We start from the raw sequence: 20,272 nt of genomic DNA on the forward strand, positions 1-20,272 counted from the left end.
CTCGAACACAAAGGTCACGGGTTTGCTTACTTGGTGCAAGTCTCCAGACTTGAACCTAAAATAAGGCAGTCTCCCGACTGCTGTCACCATGTTCTGTGTCGCACAGACCACTCCTAATTCCCTTCTTCCTTGCTTTTTCTTCCCAATAGTTTGCCTTTCAAGAAATCCGAAAATTCCTTCCTTGATTTGGGATTAGTGAAAACTGAGCCGAGTGTATTTAAGAAATGGTTAAAAGACATCTCTTTCTTTTGTGTTGGGAAAACAGATTTTTCACTTGCTTTGGAATCGATCTCAGGAAGTTTTGGGCTTTCTTCAGAAGGTTTTGGGATTGGTACAGAATCCTCATTGGGCTTATGGCCGACCAGATCATCCGCTTTTTCAAAGCTATTCTTCGACCTTTCTTGATATCCTAGTTTCTCTTCAACCAACCCCTTATTGTTATGAGAAACGGCATCCTCTGGATCTAACTCAATGGCTTTCTCATAGTCTGCAATTGCCCCTTCCAAATCTCCGATTCTATCTTTCAAATAGGCGCGACTACTGTATCGATAGGGATTTTTAGGGTCTAGATTAGCTGCTCTGTCAAGTTCAGAGAGGGCTTCCTCATTTCTTTTGAGCAAGTGCAATACCACTGCACGATCAGAGATGAAGTCTGTATTGTAAGGTTCCAAAGAAGTAATTAGGTCAAATTCCACCAATGCTTCCTCAGTTCTCCCAAGTCGGGAAAGTATACGTCCTCTACTTAGATGAATCTGTGGCTGATCTGGAGTCGCTTTCACCAATCCATCAAAAATGGCCAACGCCTCCTCAAATTTCCCTGATTTGTATAATTCAATTCCTTTTTCGAAACTCATATTCTTTTCATTTTTTACCGCAAAGTGCGCGGAGGTTAACGCAGAGGGCGCAAATTTTTTCTTACGGCTAGTTCAAGTCTTCAGACTTGGACTTATCATAATGCAGTCTCCTGACTGCTCGTTAAAAGCTGTTACTCTTACAAAGACAAAGTTAAGCCCTGAATAGTTTACCAAAGAATCTTTCCTTGGTTTTTGCAGGCAAATGGATAGGGCTGTTATCTTTAAGGCCTGAGATTATTCTGAATTTATGCCCCAACAACCACAAGCTGTACTTAAAGATCTGAAAGCGAAAAAGTTTGCTCCCATTTACTTTTTGGATGGGGAGGAACCATATTTTATTGATCAGATTACAGAATTCATAGAGAAGAATGCGATTGCAGAGCATGAGCGAGGATTCAATCAGGTTGTGTTGTATGGAAAAGACTCAAATGTCGGGTTGATACTCAATAATGCGAGAAAATTTCCAATGATGGCAGACCGACAAGTGGTGATCATCAAAGAAGCTCAAAGTCTTGCTGATTTGGGAAAAGAGGATATGCAAAAGCTCCTCATCAGCTACGTTCAAAACCCGCTTCCAAGTACGATTTTGGTGTTCGCTCATAAGTATAAGAAGCTTGATGGAAGAAGCGCACTTTATAAGGAACTAGATAAGAAAACGGTCTATGTGCGCTCAGATAAAGTCAAGGATTACAAGCTGACGGATTGGATAGAAGGATTTATCAAAGAAACTGAGCACTCCATTGATAATCGTGCAGCGCAGCTTCTGGCGGATTCTATCGGGAATAATTTGGAAGTGCTTTCCAATGAAATAGGGAAGATGCTGATCAATTTTCAGAATCCTACGAAAATCACCAATGAGCACATTTCCAAGTATATCGGTATCAATAAGGATTACAATAATTTCGAGTTTTTGAAAGCGATAGGCTTTAAAGATGTAGTAAAGGCAAATAAAATCATCCATTATTTCATTCAAAATCCCAAGGCGAACCCTGTGATTCCTATGTTTTCACTGATGTTCAACTACTTTACCAGAATTGCTCTGATCCATCAGGCGAAGAAATCAGGAGCAACAGAACAACAACTAGCCAGCCTTTTAGGACTACCTCCTTTTGTAGTCAAAGAATATATGGTAGCATCCCGAAACTACAATTTGGGCAAGGTAATTGATGTGTTCACATACATCAAAGAGGCAGATCTTCGTTACAAAGGAGTTGACTCCGGAAGTCTGAGCGAAGCCGAAAACCTCCGCGAGCTTGTTTACAAGATTTTGCACTGATTACCTAAGCCACTCTATGAAATCGAGCATGTCGAAGGCGACACACAGAGGGATGTTTATAAATCCTGCGAGATTCCATATGGCCATTGAAAGTCAATTATAAACATATGAAATATCACCTTGTGCTCCTTGCGAGCCTTGGACTTAGTTTGGAGGCGTATTCCCAGTCTACCCTCTATCAGACCAGTCCACAACAGAAGCTAGATCACAATCTGGAGCTTTTTGATAAGCAGCTTTTTTCGGCAAGCATTTATGACAATACAAGACTGCTAGAAAAACCTGTAAACTCTGGCCAAGCAAAAAATGCCGAATTGAATCGTGCCATGGCTGCTTTACAGCTGGAAAGTCCTGATGGGCCTGGCTTGATGAAAAAGTATATCTATGATCATGGAAATGATCCTTCAGTGACCACGGCAGGATTGTATCTGGGAGATCATTTTTTCTTCAAAAGAAATTTCGCAGAGGCAATTGATAGCTATAAGTTGGTCGATGCAGAAAAACTTCCTGTGGAAAACCAGGCTGAGGTGCTTTTCAAGCAAGGCTATTCGCATTTTCAGCTCAACCAGTATGCGGAAGCAGCTCCTTATTTCGATGCGGGCAAAGCGCTAAACCAACAGGCGAGTTTTGATTCCTATTACTACAGTGGCTTTATCGCAATGGAAAATGGGAACACCTCAAAAGCCATTTCAGATCTTCAGACTGCATCACAATCTCCATACTATGCCAATAAGGTTCCTTATCTATTGGCTGCCCTTTATTATAAGCAAGGCAGTTATGATGAGCTGATAAGTTATGCTGAGCCCAAATTGACAAATGGTCAAAATCTTGAGAAAAGGGAAGTGATCTATTTGTATTTGGCTGAAGCTTATTATGCGAAAAAGAACTTTCCAAAAGCGGCAGAAAACTACGATGCTTACATCAATTCCCGCAAAGGGGAATTGGGAAGAGAGGAAATCTATAAAGCTGGGATTTCCCAGTTTGAAATCAAAAACTATCAACGGGCTACTGATTACCTTAAAGTATCCGCATCCGCAACTGATGAAATAGGCCAAGCTTCTAGTTATTACCTTGCTCAAGCATATTTGAAGCTGGAGAATTATCAGTTCGCTTCCACAAGTTTCCAGTCAGCCTCTAAATCTGACTTTAATCCATCCATTAAGGAAGAATCCATTTTCAATTATGCTAAAGTGAATCTTCAGAAAGGTAGTTTCCAGTCTGCGGTTACTGCTTTGGATGAGTATGTAGAATCCTATCCCTCAGGAAAATATAGGGTAGAAGCTGAGAATTTGCTATCTGAAGCTCTTGTAAATACCAACGATTACCTTCGTGCTATAGAGCAGATGGATAAAATATCCAATAAGTCACCTAGAATTCAAGATGCTTATCAGAAAGTGGCTTTTTACCAAGCTATGGTGTATTATCGTGATCAGAAATGGAATCCAGCCTTGGCTTATTTAGATAAATCACTGAAGTTTCCTGTAGATAAAAGCTTGGTTTTAGACTCTTATTTTTGGAAGGGGGAAATCAATTCTGCTTCAGATAATTTGCCGCAGGCGATCAAGGCATACGAATCAGTTCTAAGCAATCGTCCATCAGGCACCAATGGCACTGTGACCAAAACCTATTACGGACTTGGCTATGCCTACTTTAATTCCCAGCAATATCCAAAAGCGGAGGAGCAGTTCAGGAAATTCACTGAAAACAGACAAATTGTTGCCAATAAGCAGCAATACGACGATGCGATATTGAGGCTGGGGGATTGCTATTATGTTCAAAAGAAATTTGGAGAAGCGGCTTCCACTTTCCAGCAAGCAATCAATGAAGGGAATTCAGGAGTAGATTATGCTTATTACCGATTGGCAGTAGTACAAAATTTCCAGTCCAGAAATCAGGAAGCTTTAGGACAATTGGATGTGCTGATCTCGCGCTATCCGAATAGTTTGTATTTGGAAGATGCACTTTATCAGCGTGGACAGATTTATATGGAAGAGACTAGCTATCAGGCGGCTTCTGTTTCATTCTCAGATTTATTAACTAGTAAGCCTAATAGTCCATTTGTTCCTTATGCACTAGAAGGTAGAGCTGTTGCAAATTTTTCGCTTCAAAATTATGACCAGACGATTCAAGATTACAGTACGATCTTAAATAACCATCCGAATTCCGAGAACTCGGAAACTGCATTAAAAGGCCTTCAAGAAACATTGGCTCTTCAAGGAAGATCTGGAGAGTTTTCTGACTATTTAACCAAGTACAAAGGGGCGAACCCGAGCAGTGGAAGTGTTCAATCCTTAGAGTTTGAAGCTGCGAAAGGAACCTACTTTGATAAGAATTACACTCAGGCAATACGAGGCTTCGAAAATTACTTGAAAAATTATCCTCAGTCAGCCCAACGAGCGGATGCACTCTACTTCTTAGGAGATAGCTACATGCAGGCTGGTGAGACGGATAAAGCCTTAGCACAATTCAAAACACTGGAAAGTGAGCCTGCTTCTCCTCAGCGAATTCGTGCTATGCAGAAGATAGGGGTGATAGAACTGGAAAGAGGAAATTTTGCGCAAGCCATCCCATATTTAGAAACCTCTGTCCAAAATGCCCGCAGCAAACCTGAAGAAGCAGAGGCTGTGCAAGGGTTAATGATTGCCAATTTTGAAACCAAAAAATACCAGCAGGCAGTTACACAGGCTGAGCGTTTAGCTACACTGGATGGTGTTATTCCTGAATCTTCCCCTAAAGCCTTGCTTATTAAAGCAAAATCACAACGTGAATTGAATCAAAAGCCACAGTCTGAACTGACTTTGACAGCTTTGGTCAATGATTACAAAACAGAGCAGGGAGCTGAGGGGCTTTATTTATTAGCCTTCGCGTTGCAGGAAAAGGGTGAAGTGACCCAATCCAATGAACTGATATTTGATCAGTCAGGCCCATTTGTCAATTATGACTATTGGTATGGGAGGATCTTCTTGCTTTTGGCAGACAACTACGTGAAAAGCGGGGAGGAATTCCAGGCGAAAGCGACTTTGGAATCTATCGTAGAGAATTCTACCAATGCTGAAATCAAAGAAATGGCACAATCCAAACTTCAAACCCTTAACTAGACCATGAAAAAGTTAGCGAAAACTATCCTTTTGACAGGGATTATCGGTTTGACATCCGGATGGGCTTTTTCCCAAACCCAACAAAGAGGAGCTGTCACCGATCAGGAATTTGTGATCCGAAAAGATCGCGTACTTACTGTACCGGTTCAACCTAGGATGTATGAGAAATTACCAGTGCTACCCAAGCCTACAGAGTTGAATGAATATAATTACCTGGTGACAAGCTACCCCTTGAATCTGAAACCATTGGATTTGAAGGCGGAACCCTCACAGAAAGTCTACAGCCCTGAGCGACTTGACCTATATCCTGGCTATATCCGAGCTGGCTATGGTAATTTTGCTTCTCCGCTATTGGAGGCTAGATACATGGGGATAGACATCGCAGACTTCAATTATTCCTTGCAGTTAAATCATCAGAGCTATGGTAAAGGCCCTGTTTTAGCAGAGGAATCAAAGGAATCCCACACTAACCTTGGGTTTGACGGAAGTTACTTTACTGATCTTTTTGAGGTCTTTGGTGGAATCAAATGGAATCAGGATAGTTTCCAGTTCTATGGCTTAGATCCAAATCATCTCCTAGATGATAATGGTCAGTTTACTGGATTTGATGGTAATGTACTTAGTGCAATAGAGGTGAAAGCTGGAATTCGCGAGCTTGAGAAAGTAGGGCCGATCTCTTATGAAGGTCAATTGAATTTTAGAAACTTCACGGATAGCTACATGGTTAAGGAAAATCAATTTGGAGCAGAAGCAAGCCTGACATTTAGACCTACAGTTGATTGGGCCGGAAAAGTTGGATTATCCTATTTTACTACAAATCCAGAAGATCTGACCTATTCATTAAAGAGAACTTATTTTGCTGTCCGTCCAACAATTTCTTACAAATACGAAGCGTTTAATTTCACAGCTGGCTTAAATCTGGTTTCAGAAAATGACTCTCTAGAGAATAAATCAAGTGATTTTCATGTTTTTCCTGTGCTCAAAGCAAGCTATCAATTCGCTGAAGAATTTGGCTTTTTCGGAGAATTTTCTGGTGATGTTCAGCGAAATACCTATTATAGTTTTGTGAATGAAAATCCATATTTGGGCCCAAGCGAGCAACTGCTTAATACAGTTCAGAATTACAAGATTGAAGGTGGGATAGAAGGTCAGTTTCAAGGGGCATTCAGCTATAGAGCTGCTGTTAATGTGAGTCGTTACAATCAGATGCACTTCTTTGTTAATAATTATACCAATAACCTAGTGACGACGGATTCTGCAAGATTTAGCCTAGTGTATGATGATAAAACCACGGTCTATAATATCAATGCAGAGTTGGGGTATAAGTTCTCGGATATGTACTCCCTTAATGGAAGATTGGATTTATATCAGTATGATTTGAGCACTCAGGCTGAAGCTTGGAATAGACCGATTTGGGAACTGAGTGTAAATAATCAGTTTACTCCAATTGAACGATTAATCGTACAGGCAAATCTTAACTTGATGGGCGGAATAAAAGCCCGTGGGACTGATTTCAGCGACACAACAGATCCTGGGCCTTATGATGTAGTTAAATTAAAAACCATTGCTGATTTGCAACTTAAAGCAGATTACGGCATCACAGATAGAATCTCCATTTTTGCCGAAGGCAATAATCTCCTTAACGGCAAAAACATGCGTTGGCTAAACTATCCTGTAAGAGGTATTCAGTTTATAGGAGGAGCTTCTTTTAAATTTTAAGATTGTTTGAGGTTTTGGGTTGGGGTTTAAGCTCAATTCATTTAGTTTCGTAACATTCCCCGAAAGCAATGAATGGTAAACCCGCAGATGATAAGTATTGGACTGATCCTAAAGATTATGGACTTCCATATGTAAAAGTTGTTCCTTTGGCTCAAGCCGGGGCACCAAAGAAAGAGGAGGAAAAAATAGTCCCAATAGACGTAGCTGAAGTTAAAAAGAGAACTATACAGGCTGCAAAACCTACAGTGGTTGGAGCTGAAAAGGTTGCTTCAGCAAAACCCCAATCAGAAGCTAAGAAATCCAGTAATTCCTGGATTTGGATAGCGGCTATCTTGGCTTTAGCTGTAATTTCAGTGATTATCTGGCAGATGAATAAGTCTGTAGTTCCTGCTTCTGGTAAGGTTGTAGCCTTAGAAGATTTGTCAAGTGAGGAAAAGGATGAAATAACCATCAATTCTACCCCAAGTGAAGAAACGCAAATGCCTGATAATCAAAAATTTATTTCAGATTCTCTAAGTTCTGTTTCTACGACACCTGAATCAGCCCAAACTGGTACAACTATTGCGTCTACGGAGTCTGGGACTTTGGTTCGAGTTACAGAAAAAGCGGATCGACCTCAATTCTATATTATCGTGGGAAGCCTTCCCAATGAAGCTATGGCTTTGAAGGAAGCAGAGCAATATAAGAATAGGGCGGAGACCATTTACCTGATTTTGCCATACGAAGATGCTACTAATTATCGTTTGGCTATAGGGACTTCAAGAGGCTGGACAGCCATCAATGAAGAACTTGCTCGTGTCAAAGACCAGTACACGGAAGATTTATGGATTTTGAAATATTAATATGATTCTACTTCAAACGCTCTCTACAGATACTCTTTCTGCAGCAGACAACCTAGCGATGGGTGCCACCAAAGATAACATTGGTCTTCTTGATCTTTTAATCAAAGGCGGATACATGATGGTTCCGCTTTACTTATTGTTCATTCTTGCAATTTTTATCTTTGTAGAAAGATTGATCACACTCAATAAAGCTTCCAAACCTTCCTCATATCTCATGGATCAGGTAAAAGTATTGGTTCAAAGCGGTCAGACTGAAAAAGCGAAAATCCTATGTGCGGGAGAGCATACACCGGTTGCAAATATGATTGCCAAGGGAGTAGATCGTATTGGTTCCCCGCTTAAGAATATTGAAGTTGCTATCGAGAACGTTGGTAAAATCGAGATTTATAAGTTGGAGAAAAACTTGAATCTCTTGGCTACTGTGTCAGGTGCAGCGCCTATGATTGGTTTCTTGGGAACCGTTGCAGGTATGATTCAGGCATTTATAGCCATAGCACAAGAGGAAGGAATGGTTTCTCCAAAACTTCTTTCAGAAGGTATCTATGAAGCAATGATCACCACTGCCGCAGGACTTGTGGTAGGTATTATTGCTTACCTGGGTTACAACTATCTAGTATCGAAGGTGTCGAAGTTGGTACATAATATGGAATATTCTTCGATAGAATTTATAGACTTGCTTCAAGACTAATACTATGGGACTTCAGGCTAAAAATAAAGTAGATCCAGCATTTAGCATGTCATCGATGACAGATATTATATTTCTGTTGTTGATATTCTTCATGCTTACTTCTTCCTTCATCACGCCTTCAGGTTTGCCTGTGAATTTACCTTCCAGCGAGACTTCAGACATCATTATGCAGGAAGTTACCGTTACAGTGACTAAGGATCTTAAGTATTCTGTAAATGATAGGATCGTCCCAAGGGAACAAATTAAGGGAGAATTGACTTCTCTACTAAAAGATAAGAAAGGTCAGGTAGTGTTGCACATTGATAAAGATGTTCCCGTAGAGTATTTGGTGGAGATCGGAGGAATTGCAGCAGGACTTGAGGCAAATGTATCTATAGCGACAAAACCATTCTAAAAAGAAATGGAATACTGGAATGCAGAGAAAATAGAGAGCGAAAGCAAAAAGAAATCGTGGATAATCACCATTATCTTCAACGTGTTGCTTTTGATTGCGCTCTATTTTATCGTGGTTTGGAAGCAACCCGTTCCACCTTTACCTACATTCGGTTTGGAGCTTAATCTTGGTTTCACACCGACTGGTTCTGGTGAAAGGAATAGTCCAGTTGCTCCATCAGAAACTCCAACCCCGGTAGTAGAAGCAGCAGCTCCAGGAGAAATAGCAAAAGAAGTAACTAAGCCAGCGACTCCAGCACCAAGCCCTAAAACAGAAACTGCTAAGCCTACTGCGCAACCTAAGCCTTCCGTCAATAAAGCTGTAACTACCAAACCATCTCCGATCAGAGGTGAGGAAAAGGCTACAGAACAGACTAAAAAACCTGAACCAGTTAAGAAAGAAGTTGCTAAGCCTGTAGAAACACCGGCAAAAGCTGAAGAGAAAGAAACTGTACAAAAAGCACCAGAGAAACCAACTATAGATCAAAGGGCTATCTTTGGCGCTGGTGGTACATCAGGGAAAGGTACCAAGCCAGCCTCAGGCGGAGCCCAAGGTACTTCCAATGAAAAAGGTGACGAAGGCGATCCTAAAGGCACGGTAGATGGAAGAGCTATTATGGGTGTGGGCTCTGGAAAAGGAGCCAACTCTGGTGATGGATATAGTCTAGATCTTGCAGGCTGGGATTTTGCGCAACGTCCCAATATCAATGACAGAGTTTCTACCCGAAATGGTAAAATTGTTTTTAAAATCACTATTGATGATTTGGGAAGAGTGGTGCAGGCAGTTCCTTTGGAATATAATGTCTCCAATGAAGTGTTGGCTTATTATCGTCAGGTTGTAAATCAGATATCTTTTAAGAAACAAGGTGGCGCCGCAGCTGAGTTTTCTACAGGGAAAATCACGTTTGTCATTAAGGTAGATTAAGCAATGAATTACCAGGAGACGCTGGACTATTTGTTTAATTCCCTTCCTATGTTTCAGCGAGTGGGAGCCTCAGCTTTCAGAAAAGATCTCCGAAGTACTATTTTACTTTGTGATCATTTAGGAAATCCTGAGCGTAAATTCAAATCAGTTCATGTGGCAGGAACAAATGGTAAAGGAAGTTCTTCCCATAGTTTAGCGGCAATTTTTCAATGTGCTGGGTATAAAACTGGACTTTACACTTCACCACATCTCAAATCATTTACAGAAAGAATCAGAATAAACGGACAGGAGATCAGCCCTGATCTGGTAGTTCAATTTGTGGAAGAAAACAAAAATTTTCTGGATGAATTAAAGCCTAGTTTCTTCGAAATGACGGTTGGTATGGCTTTTTGGCACTTCGATAAACAGCAAGTGGATATTGCCATAGTGGAAGTAGGAATGGGCGGCAATTATGATAGTACCAACATTATCACTCCCGAACTTTCATTGATCACCAATATCGGCTTTGATCATGTGCAGTTTCTAGGGGATACTTTGCCGTTGATCGCAGGGGAGAAGGCCGGTATTATTAAGGAAAATACTCCAGTGGTGATCAGCGAAACTCAAAAGGGAACCTCTGAGGTTTTCATCGAGAAGGCTAAAAAGATGAATGCACCAATCACTTTTGCGGATGAAATCTGGAAAGCCAGTAAAGAATCTGAAGAGGACGGCAAGGCGAATTACACGATTAAGAGCAGTGATAAAACAATTGATTCGAAAGTTAGATTTAACCGGTTTGTGAAGACACAAACCGGGGCACTATATGGAGGTATTTCCCATCTGACCTTCGGACTGAATGGGAATTATCAGAAATATAATCTTCCGGGTATTCTGGAATCAATTGCTCAAATGCGGAAATTGGGATGGGATTTGCCAAATAAGGCTGTTGTAGAAGGTTTAGAAAACGTCACCCAACTCACAGGATTGAAAGGAAGATGGCAAACACTTTCTTCTAACCCAACGGTAATCTGCGACACCGGTCACAATGAAGCGGGATTTCGTGAGATCCTTTCCCAACTGGAAACTTACACTTTTACGAAGCTTTGGCTTGTTTTGGGGATGGTACAGGATAAGGATATATCCAAAGTACTGTCTATGCTTCCAAAATCTGCAAACTATGTTTTTTGCGAAGCTAAACTTCCAAGAGCGCTACCAGCTGAACAACTGGCACAAAAAGCACTTTCTTTAGGATTGAAGGGTGAAATCATCCCGGATATAAATGAAGCCTTAGCATTTGCGAGAAAAAATGCAGAGGAAGATGACTTGATTTTTGTGGGAGGGAGTACTTTTGTGGTTGCAGAAATTGAAGAACTTTAGATGAGTAGAAAGAAACTGGTTCGTTTCCAAGAAAACGAAGAGAACCCAAATGTAGTCCAGGCTGGAAAGCCAATTTTTGAAACAATCAAAGGAAACTGGAATGAAGAACAGTTTCGCAATCCAAATCCAATAATCGTAGAGTTAGCATGCGGTAGAGGTGAATTCACCGTGGGCTTGGCGCGTAATTTTCCCAATCAGAATTTTATTGGCGTTGATATCAAAGGAAGTAGAATTTGGAAAGGTAGCTCAACGGCAGCAGCCGAGGGGATTCTCAATGTGGCATTCCTCAGAACACAAATCGAACTTTTAGATAAATATTTTGCTGAAGATGAAATCTTTGAATTATGGATCACGTTTCCGGACCCATTTCCAAGAGATGGAGACGAAAAACGCAGGCTAACCTCACCACGCTTTTTGGATATGTACAAGCCCATGCTAAAAAGCAATGGTATTATTCATTTCAAAACGGACAATACAGATCTTTTCAATTATTCATTGGAGCTTTTTCAAAGTAGGGAAGATATCGATGTAATTGGGTTCACGCATGATTTCTATCAAAGCGAATGGAGGGATGATCACTTTGGGATACAGACTCGTTACGAAAAGATGTTTTCTGACAAAGGAGAAAAAATCAAATACCTTAAATGTAGGTTTATTTGATTTGAACTTGCTTTTGGAGTTGATTCAGCTCAAATTTATCCATGAGTAAAAAGAAGCATTTGGTAGTTCTCAGCGGTGCCGGTATTTCTGCTGAGAGTGGCATCAAGACTTTTAGGGACTCGGGCGGACTTTGGGAAGGACATGACGTAATGGAAGTAGCCTCACCAGAAGGTTGGAGAAGAAATCGTCAACTCGTACAGAATTTCTATAATCAGAGGAGAAAACAGTTACTCGAATGCGAGCCGAATCAGGCTCATCTTAGTTTAGCTGATTTGGAAAGGGACTTTGATGTTTCGATTATCACTCAGAATGTAGATGATTTACATGAACGAGCCGGGTCCTCAACTGTGGTTCATCTTCATGGAGAGCTCAATAAGGCTCAGAGTTCTGTGGACTCAAGTTTGGTTTATGACTTGAATCACTGGGAGATAAAAGATGGCGATAAATGCGAAAAAGGAAGTCAGTTGCGACCTCATATAGTTTGGTTTGGTGAGCAAGTTCCAATGATGGATGAAGCAATGGGAATTGTCGCTACAGCTGATGTTTTCGTAGTAATAGGAACTTCACTACAAGTTTATCCTGCTGCTGGACTAGTTGATTTCGTACCGACTACAAGCAAGATATATTTGATCGATACAAAAAATCCAAAGGTTCGTTTAGATAAAAAGGTTATTTATATCTTGGAAAATGCAACATATGGCATAAAGACTCTTGAAAAAATGCTAAAGTCTGAGATTTAATTTTTGTTCAGCGTGGAAAACCTATAAATTGAGTGTTAAACTTTTAATTATGGCACCAAAAAAGAATTCTTGGCCAGTATTTCAATTTGAAGAGAATAAAGACACCATTTATCTCTTGCATCAGTGGACGCAGATTGTGGGCAAAGTGCGGCTCAAAAAATCGCCATGGCAGAATCATTCATGGCATGTTTCACTTTATGTGGATGCACAGGGACTTACTACTGGTTTGATCCCTTATGAAAATGGAGTTTTTGATATCATATTTGATTTCATTCATCACGAATTGAGAATAAAAACCAGTAATGGTACCCGAGATCGATTTGCTCTAGGTGGACAAACTGTCGCCAGCTTCTATGAGCAATTGATGGAAAAGCTGAGGTTTTTAGGGATTGAGGTGAAAATCCACGAAAGTCCTAATGAAATTCCTGATCCAATTCCTTTTCCTAAGAATAAGAAGCGCATTATGTATCAGGCAAATGCTGCACAAAGTCTGTGGAAGGCATTAGTACAGATTCAGAGTGTATTTGGGATTTTCAGGACGAAGTTTACAGGCAAAAGTAGCCCAGTCCATTTCTTCTGGGGTTCCTTTGATTTGGCGTATACTCGTTTTTCAGGAAATAAAGCACCAGAATTTTCAGGTCAAGTTCCGAATATTCCATTATCGGTAATGCAGGAGGCATATTCTCACGAAGTATTCAGTGTTGGTTTTTGGCCAGGAAGTGAGGCATTTAAAACTCCTGTTTTCTATGCTTATTGCTACCCCAATTATCCTGATTTTCAGAATGCCAAAATATCTCCTGATAGTGCCTATTGGAGCAAAGATATGGGTGAGTTTATGCTGAGTTACGATGAGGTTCGTAAGTCTTCATCTCCCAATGAAATGCTCCTTGAATTTCTGCAAAGCACCTATGAAGCTGCTGCCAAGTCAGGAAATTGGAATCGGGAAGATCTGGATTGCGATTTCTCACACCTGGATAAAAAGTAAGTGAAGCTCTTACATTCGTCGCCTTTGCTGACTAGAAAATCTCGTCATTAAATGTTAAGTCCTACTTGACTAAAGTTTTTTCTATGAGTAAGAAAATCAAAATCTTATTGGCTGTTTTGGTTTTCTGGGTAGCTCTATTTATAGCTTGGGAATGGTGGCATAGTTATCCCAAAGTCCGTTTTAATCCTATCTCAGAAGCGACATCCGAAAGCGCAGGCATTGATTCCATTTTACATCAAGCCATGTCAACCTATCTTTTGCCGGGTATTTCTGTTGCCATAGTAAAGAATGGCAAGGTGTCCTATTTGAATGCTTTTGGATATGAAAACCTGAAAACAAAGGACTCTTTATCGATAGAAAGCAAAATCTTAGTTGCTTCTGTTTCCAAAATATTTACAGCATTAGGAGTAGCAAATGCTTTTCTGGATAAAGGCATAAATGCTAATGATTCTTTGTATTCACTTGGATTGGGGGAGAGTTTCAATTCATCTACTCTCGCCAAGATCCGCATTGAAAGTCTTTTATCACATCAAGCAGGTTTTCGGGATAAGAGTTTTTCTGAGATGATTTTTTCTTTTTCAAAATCTAAAAAGTTGAATCAATGGGGTACAGAGTTTTTGAAAAATCCCTCTACCTATCATTCAGATTCTATCGGCTATCACTATTCTGATTCTAATTACGACTTCTTAGGATTTTTGCTTAGCCAATCTGAAAACCATGATTTCCCATCGCTTATTCAAAGCCGTGTATTAGCATTTTCTGGAATGACGAGTTCTGAGTTTGTATCTGCGTGGCCAGCCGAGGAAAATGGGATTACCGGATATCAGAAAACCTTTCTTTGGAAAAGGATTGAACCAAAAAGAATCAAATTTTTAATTCTTCCTTCTCCTTCCTCTGGTCTGATTACTACTACTAAAGACATGAGTTTAGCATTGACCCTTTTGATGAGAGGAGAAATGGGAGTGTATGAAAAAGCACTTGATTGGCTCACAATTGATGATATGGAAGTGCCTTTAGGTTTCCAGAAAACTCAAATCAATGGCAGTGATTGGATAGGTCATTTTGGAGGTCAAGCAGGCTATTCTAGCCTTTTATTCTATTCCAAAGAAGCAGAAATTGGTATTTTTCTATTTGCAAATTCCCGAGATAAGGATGATTTCAGAATTGAAATTGCAAATCAGGTGATAGCCTATATTTCTCGCTGATCAAAATGGTTTAGGTTTTCGATCCAAACTAACTACCATCCAAAAAAACGTATTGCATTGGTAGTTTGCAAATGGAAAAGATGGATAGTTCATATAAGTTTAGGTTTGATATCAGTTTTAATCGCTCTAATTTGGTTTGTATAATTGCACACTCAAACCTGAAATAATGGACATTAACGATCATTCACCACTTTTACCTTATCAACCAGAAACGGATCGCTATCATCAGATGAAGTACCGAAGATGTGGGAATAGTGGCTTAGTTTTACCTGAAATCAGCCTAGGACTTTGGCATAATTTCGGGCACAATTCAGATTTTACCCTTGGCCGATCTATTCTTCGCAGAGCTTTTGATCTCGGTATTTGTCATTTTGACTTGGCTAATAATTATGGCCCCCCCTTTGGGTCTGCAGAGGAAAACTTCGGTAGAATTCTAAAAAAGGATTTCTCTACTTTACGAGATGAGTTAATTATTTCCTCTAAAGCGGGTTGGGATATGTGGCCTGGACCTTATGGGAATTACGGTTCTAAAAAGTATTTGGTAGCAAGCTGTGACCAAAGCCTCAAGAGAATGGGAGTGGATTATGTGGATATTTTCTACCATCATAGACCTGATCCAGACACCCCACTAGAGGAAACAATGGGGGCACTTGATCTTTTGGTAAGACAAGGAAAGGCACTATATGTGGGTATTTCTCAATACAGTGCTGAAGATACTGCGAAAGCTTATGCGATCTTGGAAGGACTGGGAACACCGCTATTGATACATCAGCCTAGATATTCCATGATCGACCGATGGGTAGAGAATGGCCTAATGGACGTCTTGGGAGAAAAAGGAGTAGGTAGTATAGCTTTCTCTCCGTTGGAGCAAGGCTTACTTACGGATAAATATCTGAAAGGAATTCCAAAAGATTCCCGTGCAGCTAAGGACGGTAGATACCTGAAAGCTGAGCAGATTTCTGATGAAAAGATCAGTATGATATCTAAACTAAATGATATTGCAATTGGTAGGGGACAAACTCTGGCACAAATGGCAATAGCTTGGCTACTGAAGGATCAGCGAATTACCTCTGTATTAGTTGGTGTCTCCAAGCCAGAGCAGTTGGACGATAATGTAGCTGCGGTGAAGAATTCTGTTTTCAGTGCCGATGAAGTAACTACTATCAGGCGAATCTTGGGAGCGTGAAATCCCAATTAACATCTCGAAGTGCTCTGATTTTGATCGTCATTGCTCAATTTTTGAGTACTTCGCTTTGGTTTGCCGGAAATGCAGTAGCTCCTGAAATCAGTCAAATCCTCGAATTACCTGGGATTTTGGCAAGCATTACTTCGGTAGTCCAGTTGGGTTTTATTTTAGGGACATTATTATTTGCTGTTTTTTCTATTCCAGACCGCTTTTCACCAAGCGATGTATTCTTCTTCAGCTCTATTCTGGCGGCCTGTTTAAATTTGTTGATTGTGATTCTACCCATGCAGTTGACAGTGGTGTTAATTTGTAGATTTATGGTTGGCTTTTTCCTCGCTGGAATATATCCTGTCGGAATGAAGATTGCGGCGGATTACTTTCAAAAAGGATTGGGTGCTGCTTTAGGATTTTTGGTTGGCGCACTGGTTTTGGGAACAGCTTTTCCTCATCTATTAAAAGGCTTGGATTTGAACCTATCTTGGAAGCTAGTGCTTTGGTGTACTTCAGGTTTAGCCATTTTGGGAGGGTTTGTTGTAGGTTTTTTTGTTCCAAATGGCCCATATCATAAAGTCAATTCGAAATTTGATCTCCAACTTTTGCCAAAACTATCGAAGATTAAAGCGCTGAAAAGTGCAGCTTCGGGATATTTTGGACATATGTGGGAGCTTTACACTTTTTGGGCTTTCGTACCGATTCTGATTATTTTTTTTAGAGAAAATGAAGTGATGCAAACCAATGACAGTTTACTTTCATTTTTTGTAATAGCGATAGGAGGGATCTCATGCGCTGTAGGAGGACTATTAGCTAAGCGACTAGGCAGTAGGATGGTCGCACAAGTGGCTCTTGCGGGCTCAGGTATTTGTTGTGTATTAGTATTGTTTGCTGGTGGGTTGTCAAGCTGGATATGGATAGGGCTGCTGCTTATCTGGGGGATATTAATTACCGCTGATTCTCCACAGTTTTCCACTCTTGTCGCTCAAAGTGTCCCCGCAGAATATCGAGGTACTGCATTGACTTTAGTTAATTCGTTGGGCTTTGCTCTTTCAATTGTAAGTATTCAGTTAGCTCAGTTTCTTCTATACTGGATTACAATTGATCAAGTCTTGGCTTTGCTATTTGTTGGTCCAGTGGTTGGGCTTTTTCTTTTCAGATTTTATACCAGTGAAATGGCTAAGGTGTAGTAAATCTCAGGCATATTTTTAAAACCATAGGAAACAAGCAGGATAGGACTTTTTTGAGAACAGGTAAAGCTTTTGTAAATAAAAAAAGAGGCTTCTTTCAAAGCCTCTCCACGTAAGTTGCAACCGGACTATCGAACTACGTTTTCTAATGTAGCTAGGTAAACCCATTTTTGATCTCTGGAGTTTAAACCTTCATTAACTGCCTGACGCTGAGCTTCAGTTTGATTCATGTCTTCATAGGATTGAGCATTGAAGAACTGCATGTAATCTTTATAAACATTCATGGTCAAGTGCGTGGATTTGGCTTCTGAACCAAGAGGCAATGCAGTTCTCAATAAACTCCAATGACCCATTAAGCCCTGCTCTACATACTTTTGGTGAATGGGTTTAAAAACCTCTGATTCAGCCTTTTCATAAATGTCAAACTGACCTTCATTTGCTTTCATCAAATCAAAAGAAGCCAAGACACCAGGTTTCATCTGAAAATTGTCGTTGGTTTCTGCGATTTCCTTCATATATAATCTCATGGGCATATCTCGCATGGAGAGTGATTCTTGGAATAATTTACCTACCTGCGTGCTGTTCAAATGAGGGTAGGCAATTTTAGTGTATTCCATCATCGATTGCTCATCAAGGCCATTCATCATTTGAACCGGATCATTGTAGTAGGTGACCATGATGTATTGAAAATCTGATTGGTCACCTCCTGATTGCAGAGACCAAAAGTCCCAGCCTTTGATTCGATTGTCGTTTAGTGCCTGCCTGTACACTTTTTCCATTAGATCTTTGAACTCGATATAATCGAAAAGTTGATCGTTTTCAACCTTGACAAATTCGAATACCATGTACTGTGTTTGCTGAGCCTTGAGACTACCTACCCAAAGCATCCCACAAACCAAGAAAAATAATAGCTTTTTCATGAATATTAGGGTTTAGGGTTAATTTCGCTTTTGTTTAATTTAAAAAAATATTTTGTTGATATCCTTATTTAAGAGAGATAATTTTATTTTCTTAGGAATAACCTGATAAAATCTAATTTTAATAAAGTGTTGATTAAAATGCTGTATTTATAAGCCAAGGGCAAAAAGCTTAGCGTTTTGTCAAACAAACAGAAGAATATTCAATGGATTTGCAAGATACTTGGCGCCAAAATAGTATGTATTTTTGTGTTAGTTTTAGTGATAAAGTTGAATTTTAGTTGTCTTTTGAATAATAGATGATGTTAGATCGGAATTTGATTTTGGAAAATGACAGGGTATTGCTCCGTTCGATTACCGAGCAAGATTTACCAAGTTTGATGCTTTTGACAAATGACCCAAGTCTCTGGAGTTATTTCACCTATGACCTGAGCATCCCAGATGAGTTTAAAGAATGGGCAATGCCAGCACTAGCAGGTCAGCGCTTGCAATTTTTAGTTTGGGACAAAAAGATAGACCAAGTAGTAGGGAGTACTGCTTTCGGGAATTATTCGCCCAGAGATGAGCGCATAGAGATAGGCTGGACATGGCTTGGAAGACAGTTTCATGGAACAGGAATCAATCAAGCAATGAAGTTACTGATGCTGGAGTATTGCTTTGACACGCTTAAACTGAAGCGGGTAGAAATCAAAACAGATGTGCTTAATATACCTGCCCGAAAAGCTCTCTTGAAATTTGGTGCGGTGGAAGAGGGGATTTTAAGAAGTCACACGCTACTGACTAAAGGAAGACGGCGTGATACTATTTATTATAGTGTGCTGGAGAGTGAGTGGGAAGCAATTCGTAGAGGAGTGTAATAGACTTCCATCCACCTATTAGGTTAGGAGTTTTTTTATCTTAGCTCCCTGATCACTCGGCCATTGAGTCGCAGCGAGATTTACTTTTTTCAAATACCAATCCCCAGCACTGCCAGGATACTTTTCAATCCCAGGATCAAAGTCAAAAGCCAAATCAAAACTGCTAGTACAGTGTAACCAGGTTTACTGCGGAAATCCCCCAAGACCTTTCTTTGCGAAGCTATCCAGATAATCCAACCGCTGATCAAAGGAAGCAAGACGCCATTAGCCAATTGCGCTAAAGTGATCAATTGAACAGGTTTGATCCCAAGGGAAGCGAAGAACAATCCAAGTCCCACGATTATTCCCATGGACATACGCATAGATCGAGAGCGGATTTCTTGATTCCAGCCCATTATTCCACAGATGACCAGTCCTGCTGCTAATGGAGCCGTGATACTGGATGTAAGTCCTGCAGCCATCAATCCAAATCCCATAAGGTATTTGGCAAAACTCCCGAAAACTCCTTCCAGCCCTTTGGAGACATCAATTGCGCTTGTGATTTCACTGCTTGAGTTACCAGCGCCTACCATCAAAATAGCCATGGAAACCAAGCCACCTAGAATGATAGAAATTGCAATATCTCTTCGCATCCAAGTAATATCCGAAGACCCAGACCATCTTGTCTTTGCTAAACTGGCATAGAGAAACAGATTATACGGAACTACAGTTGTCCCAATTAATGCAACCAGCGTAGGTAGATTAGCATCATTCCAACTTGGAATAAAGCCTGCAAATACAGCTGACAAATCTGGCTTGGTGAGGATGGCTGTCACTGAAAATGCAATAGACATAAATATCACCAAACCGACAAGCACGCGTTCCAAGGTTTTATAATTGCCCAGCCACAACAAAATGAAAGCGAAAACACCTAAAATTAGATTTCCAGTATATATTTCAAATCCTGCAAGAAATATGATTGGAGCTTCCCAGAAAACCTGCAATCCTAAATTAGTGCCAGAGATGTTACCAGATTCATAAGCGGCATTTCCCAGCCCTATTGCCAGCAAAACCAATCCCATAGAAATGTAGCGGAAGACTGGATTTCCATTTTGATTGCGAATCAACTGGCTTAAATCTTGGCTTGTTACCAGTCCAAGCCTACCTGAAATCTCCTGTAATACTAAGGTCGCTAGTATAGATAATCCCAGCGCCCACAATAGTGAAAAACTAAAATTGACACCGGCGAGTGTGCACACTGTCACTGTCCCCGGACCAATAAATGCGGCGGCGATAATGGGTCCTGGCCCTAGGTTTTTGAAAAATGTTTTAAGACTCAAGGTTTATCTTTAAAGGCCAAGCTAGAGAAAAGTGT

General features: G+C 40.4%; 18 protein-coding genes. 15 read left to right on the plus strand and 3 right to left on the minus strand.

Annotated features, from left to right (window positions below):
* Positions 1-113: 113 nt before the first annotated feature.
* The gene (locus SYJ56_RS22215; RefSeq protein WP_323838053.1) at positions 114-854 is read right to left on the minus strand and encodes a tetratricopeptide repeat protein; all 741 of its coding nucleotides are present in this window, start codon (positions 852-854) and stop codon (positions 114-116) included.
* Between the two features lie 247 nt (positions 855-1,101).
* On the opposite strand from SYJ56_RS22215, the gene holA reads away from it, so the two are divergent.
* From holA to SYJ56_RS22285, 14 genes are all read left to right on the plus strand, one after another.
* Positions 1,102-2,130 carry a DNA polymerase III subunit delta gene (holA, locus tag SYJ56_RS22220; RefSeq protein WP_323838055.1) on the plus strand — a complete coding sequence of 343 codons (1,029 nt, stop codon included), beginning with the start codon at positions 1,102-1,104 and terminating at the stop codon, positions 2,128-2,130.
* 107 nt (positions 2,131-2,237) lie between these two features.
* On the plus strand, positions 2,238-5,225 hold the full coding sequence (locus SYJ56_RS22225; protein ID WP_323838057.1) for a tetratricopeptide repeat protein: 2,988 nt from the start codon (positions 2,238-2,240) through the stop codon (positions 5,223-5,225).
* Between the two features lie 3 nt (positions 5,226-5,228).
* Complete coding sequence (locus SYJ56_RS22230) at positions 5,229-6,944, plus strand: TonB-dependent receptor (protein ID WP_323838059.1); 1,716 nt, start codon at positions 5,229-5,231, stop codon at positions 6,942-6,944.
* 68 nt (positions 6,945-7,012) lie between these two features.
* Positions 7,013-7,786 carry a hypothetical protein gene (locus tag SYJ56_RS22235; RefSeq protein ID WP_323838061.1) on the plus strand — a complete coding sequence of 258 codons (774 nt, stop codon included), beginning with the start codon at positions 7,013-7,015 and terminating at the stop codon, positions 7,784-7,786.
* A 1-nt stretch (position 7,787) separates the two neighbouring features.
* The gene (locus tag SYJ56_RS22240; RefSeq protein ID WP_323838063.1) at positions 7,788-8,474 is read left to right on the plus strand and encodes a MotA/TolQ/ExbB proton channel family protein; all 687 of its coding nucleotides are present in this window, start codon (positions 7,788-7,790) and stop codon (positions 8,472-8,474) included.
* A 4-nt stretch (positions 8,475-8,478) separates the two neighbouring features.
* A complete protein-coding gene (locus tag SYJ56_RS22245) occupies positions 8,479-8,868 on the plus strand; it encodes an ExbD/TolR family protein (protein WP_323838065.1) in 390 nt (129 codons plus the stop codon).
* A 6-nt stretch (positions 8,869-8,874) separates the two neighbouring features.
* On the plus strand, positions 8,875-9,831 hold the full coding sequence (locus tag SYJ56_RS22250; RefSeq protein ID WP_323838067.1) for an energy transducer TonB: 957 nt from the start codon (positions 8,875-8,877) through the stop codon (positions 9,829-9,831).
* 3 nt (positions 9,832-9,834) lie between these two features.
* The gene (locus tag SYJ56_RS22255) at positions 9,835-11,187 is read left to right on the plus strand and encodes a bifunctional folylpolyglutamate synthase/dihydrofolate synthase (protein ID WP_323838069.1); all 1,353 of its coding nucleotides are present in this window, start codon (positions 9,835-9,837) and stop codon (positions 11,185-11,187) included.
* On the plus strand, positions 11,188-11,847 hold the full coding sequence (trmB, locus tag SYJ56_RS22260; RefSeq protein WP_323838071.1) for a tRNA (guanosine(46)-N7)-methyltransferase TrmB: 660 nt from the start codon (positions 11,188-11,190) through the stop codon (positions 11,845-11,847). It abuts the gene before it with no gap.
* 41 nt (positions 11,848-11,888) lie between these two features.
* Positions 11,889-12,587 (plus strand): SIR2 family NAD-dependent protein deacylase, encoded by a 699-nt coding sequence (locus SYJ56_RS22265; RefSeq protein ID WP_323838073.1) that lies wholly within the window; start codon positions 11,889-11,891, stop codon positions 12,585-12,587.
* A gap of 49 nt (positions 12,588-12,636) precedes the next feature.
* Positions 12,637-13,572 (plus strand): DUF5996 family protein, encoded by a 936-nt coding sequence (locus tag SYJ56_RS22270; RefSeq protein ID WP_323838075.1) that lies wholly within the window; start codon positions 12,637-12,639, stop codon positions 13,570-13,572.
* 83 nt (positions 13,573-13,655) lie between these two features.
* A complete protein-coding gene (locus SYJ56_RS22275; RefSeq protein WP_323838077.1) occupies positions 13,656-14,777 on the plus strand; it encodes a serine hydrolase domain-containing protein in 1,122 nt (373 codons plus the stop codon).
* A 166-nt stretch (positions 14,778-14,943) separates the two neighbouring features.
* Complete coding sequence (gene mgrA, locus SYJ56_RS22280; RefSeq protein WP_323838079.1) at positions 14,944-15,963, plus strand: L-glyceraldehyde 3-phosphate reductase; 1,020 nt, start codon at positions 14,944-14,946, stop codon at positions 15,961-15,963.
* Positions 15,960-17,144 carry an MFS transporter gene (locus SYJ56_RS22285; protein WP_323838081.1) on the plus strand — a complete coding sequence of 395 codons (1,185 nt, stop codon included), beginning with the start codon at positions 15,960-15,962 and terminating at the stop codon, positions 17,142-17,144. The genes mgrA and SYJ56_RS22285 overlap by 4 nt, the downstream gene beginning before the upstream one ends.
* A gap of 128 nt (positions 17,145-17,272) precedes the next feature.
* Here SYJ56_RS22285 and SYJ56_RS22290 read toward each other — a convergent pair whose 3' ends face one another.
* Positions 17,273-18,064, minus strand: a complete 792-nt coding sequence (locus tag SYJ56_RS22290; protein ID WP_323838083.1) for a hypothetical protein — start codon at positions 18,062-18,064, stop codon at positions 17,273-17,275.
* Positions 18,065-18,363: 299 nt separating this feature from the next.
* Between SYJ56_RS22290 and SYJ56_RS22295 the strand changes: the two genes are divergently transcribed.
* Positions 18,364-18,918 carry a GNAT family N-acetyltransferase gene (locus SYJ56_RS22295; protein WP_323838085.1) on the plus strand — a complete coding sequence of 185 codons (555 nt, stop codon included), beginning with the start codon at positions 18,364-18,366 and terminating at the stop codon, positions 18,916-18,918.
* Positions 18,919-19,007: 89 nt separating this feature from the next.
* Here SYJ56_RS22295 and SYJ56_RS22300 read toward each other — a convergent pair whose 3' ends face one another.
* On the minus strand, positions 19,008-20,237 hold the full coding sequence (locus SYJ56_RS22300; protein ID WP_323838087.1) for an Nramp family divalent metal transporter: 1,230 nt from the start codon (positions 20,235-20,237) through the stop codon (positions 19,008-19,010).
* Between the last annotated feature and the right edge of the window lie 35 nt (positions 20,238-20,272).

It is taken from the genome of Algoriphagus aurantiacus (genome assembly GCF_035156405.1).
Classification (GTDB): Bacteria; Bacteroidota; Bacteroidia; order Cytophagales; family Cyclobacteriaceae; genus Algoriphagus; species Algoriphagus aurantiacus.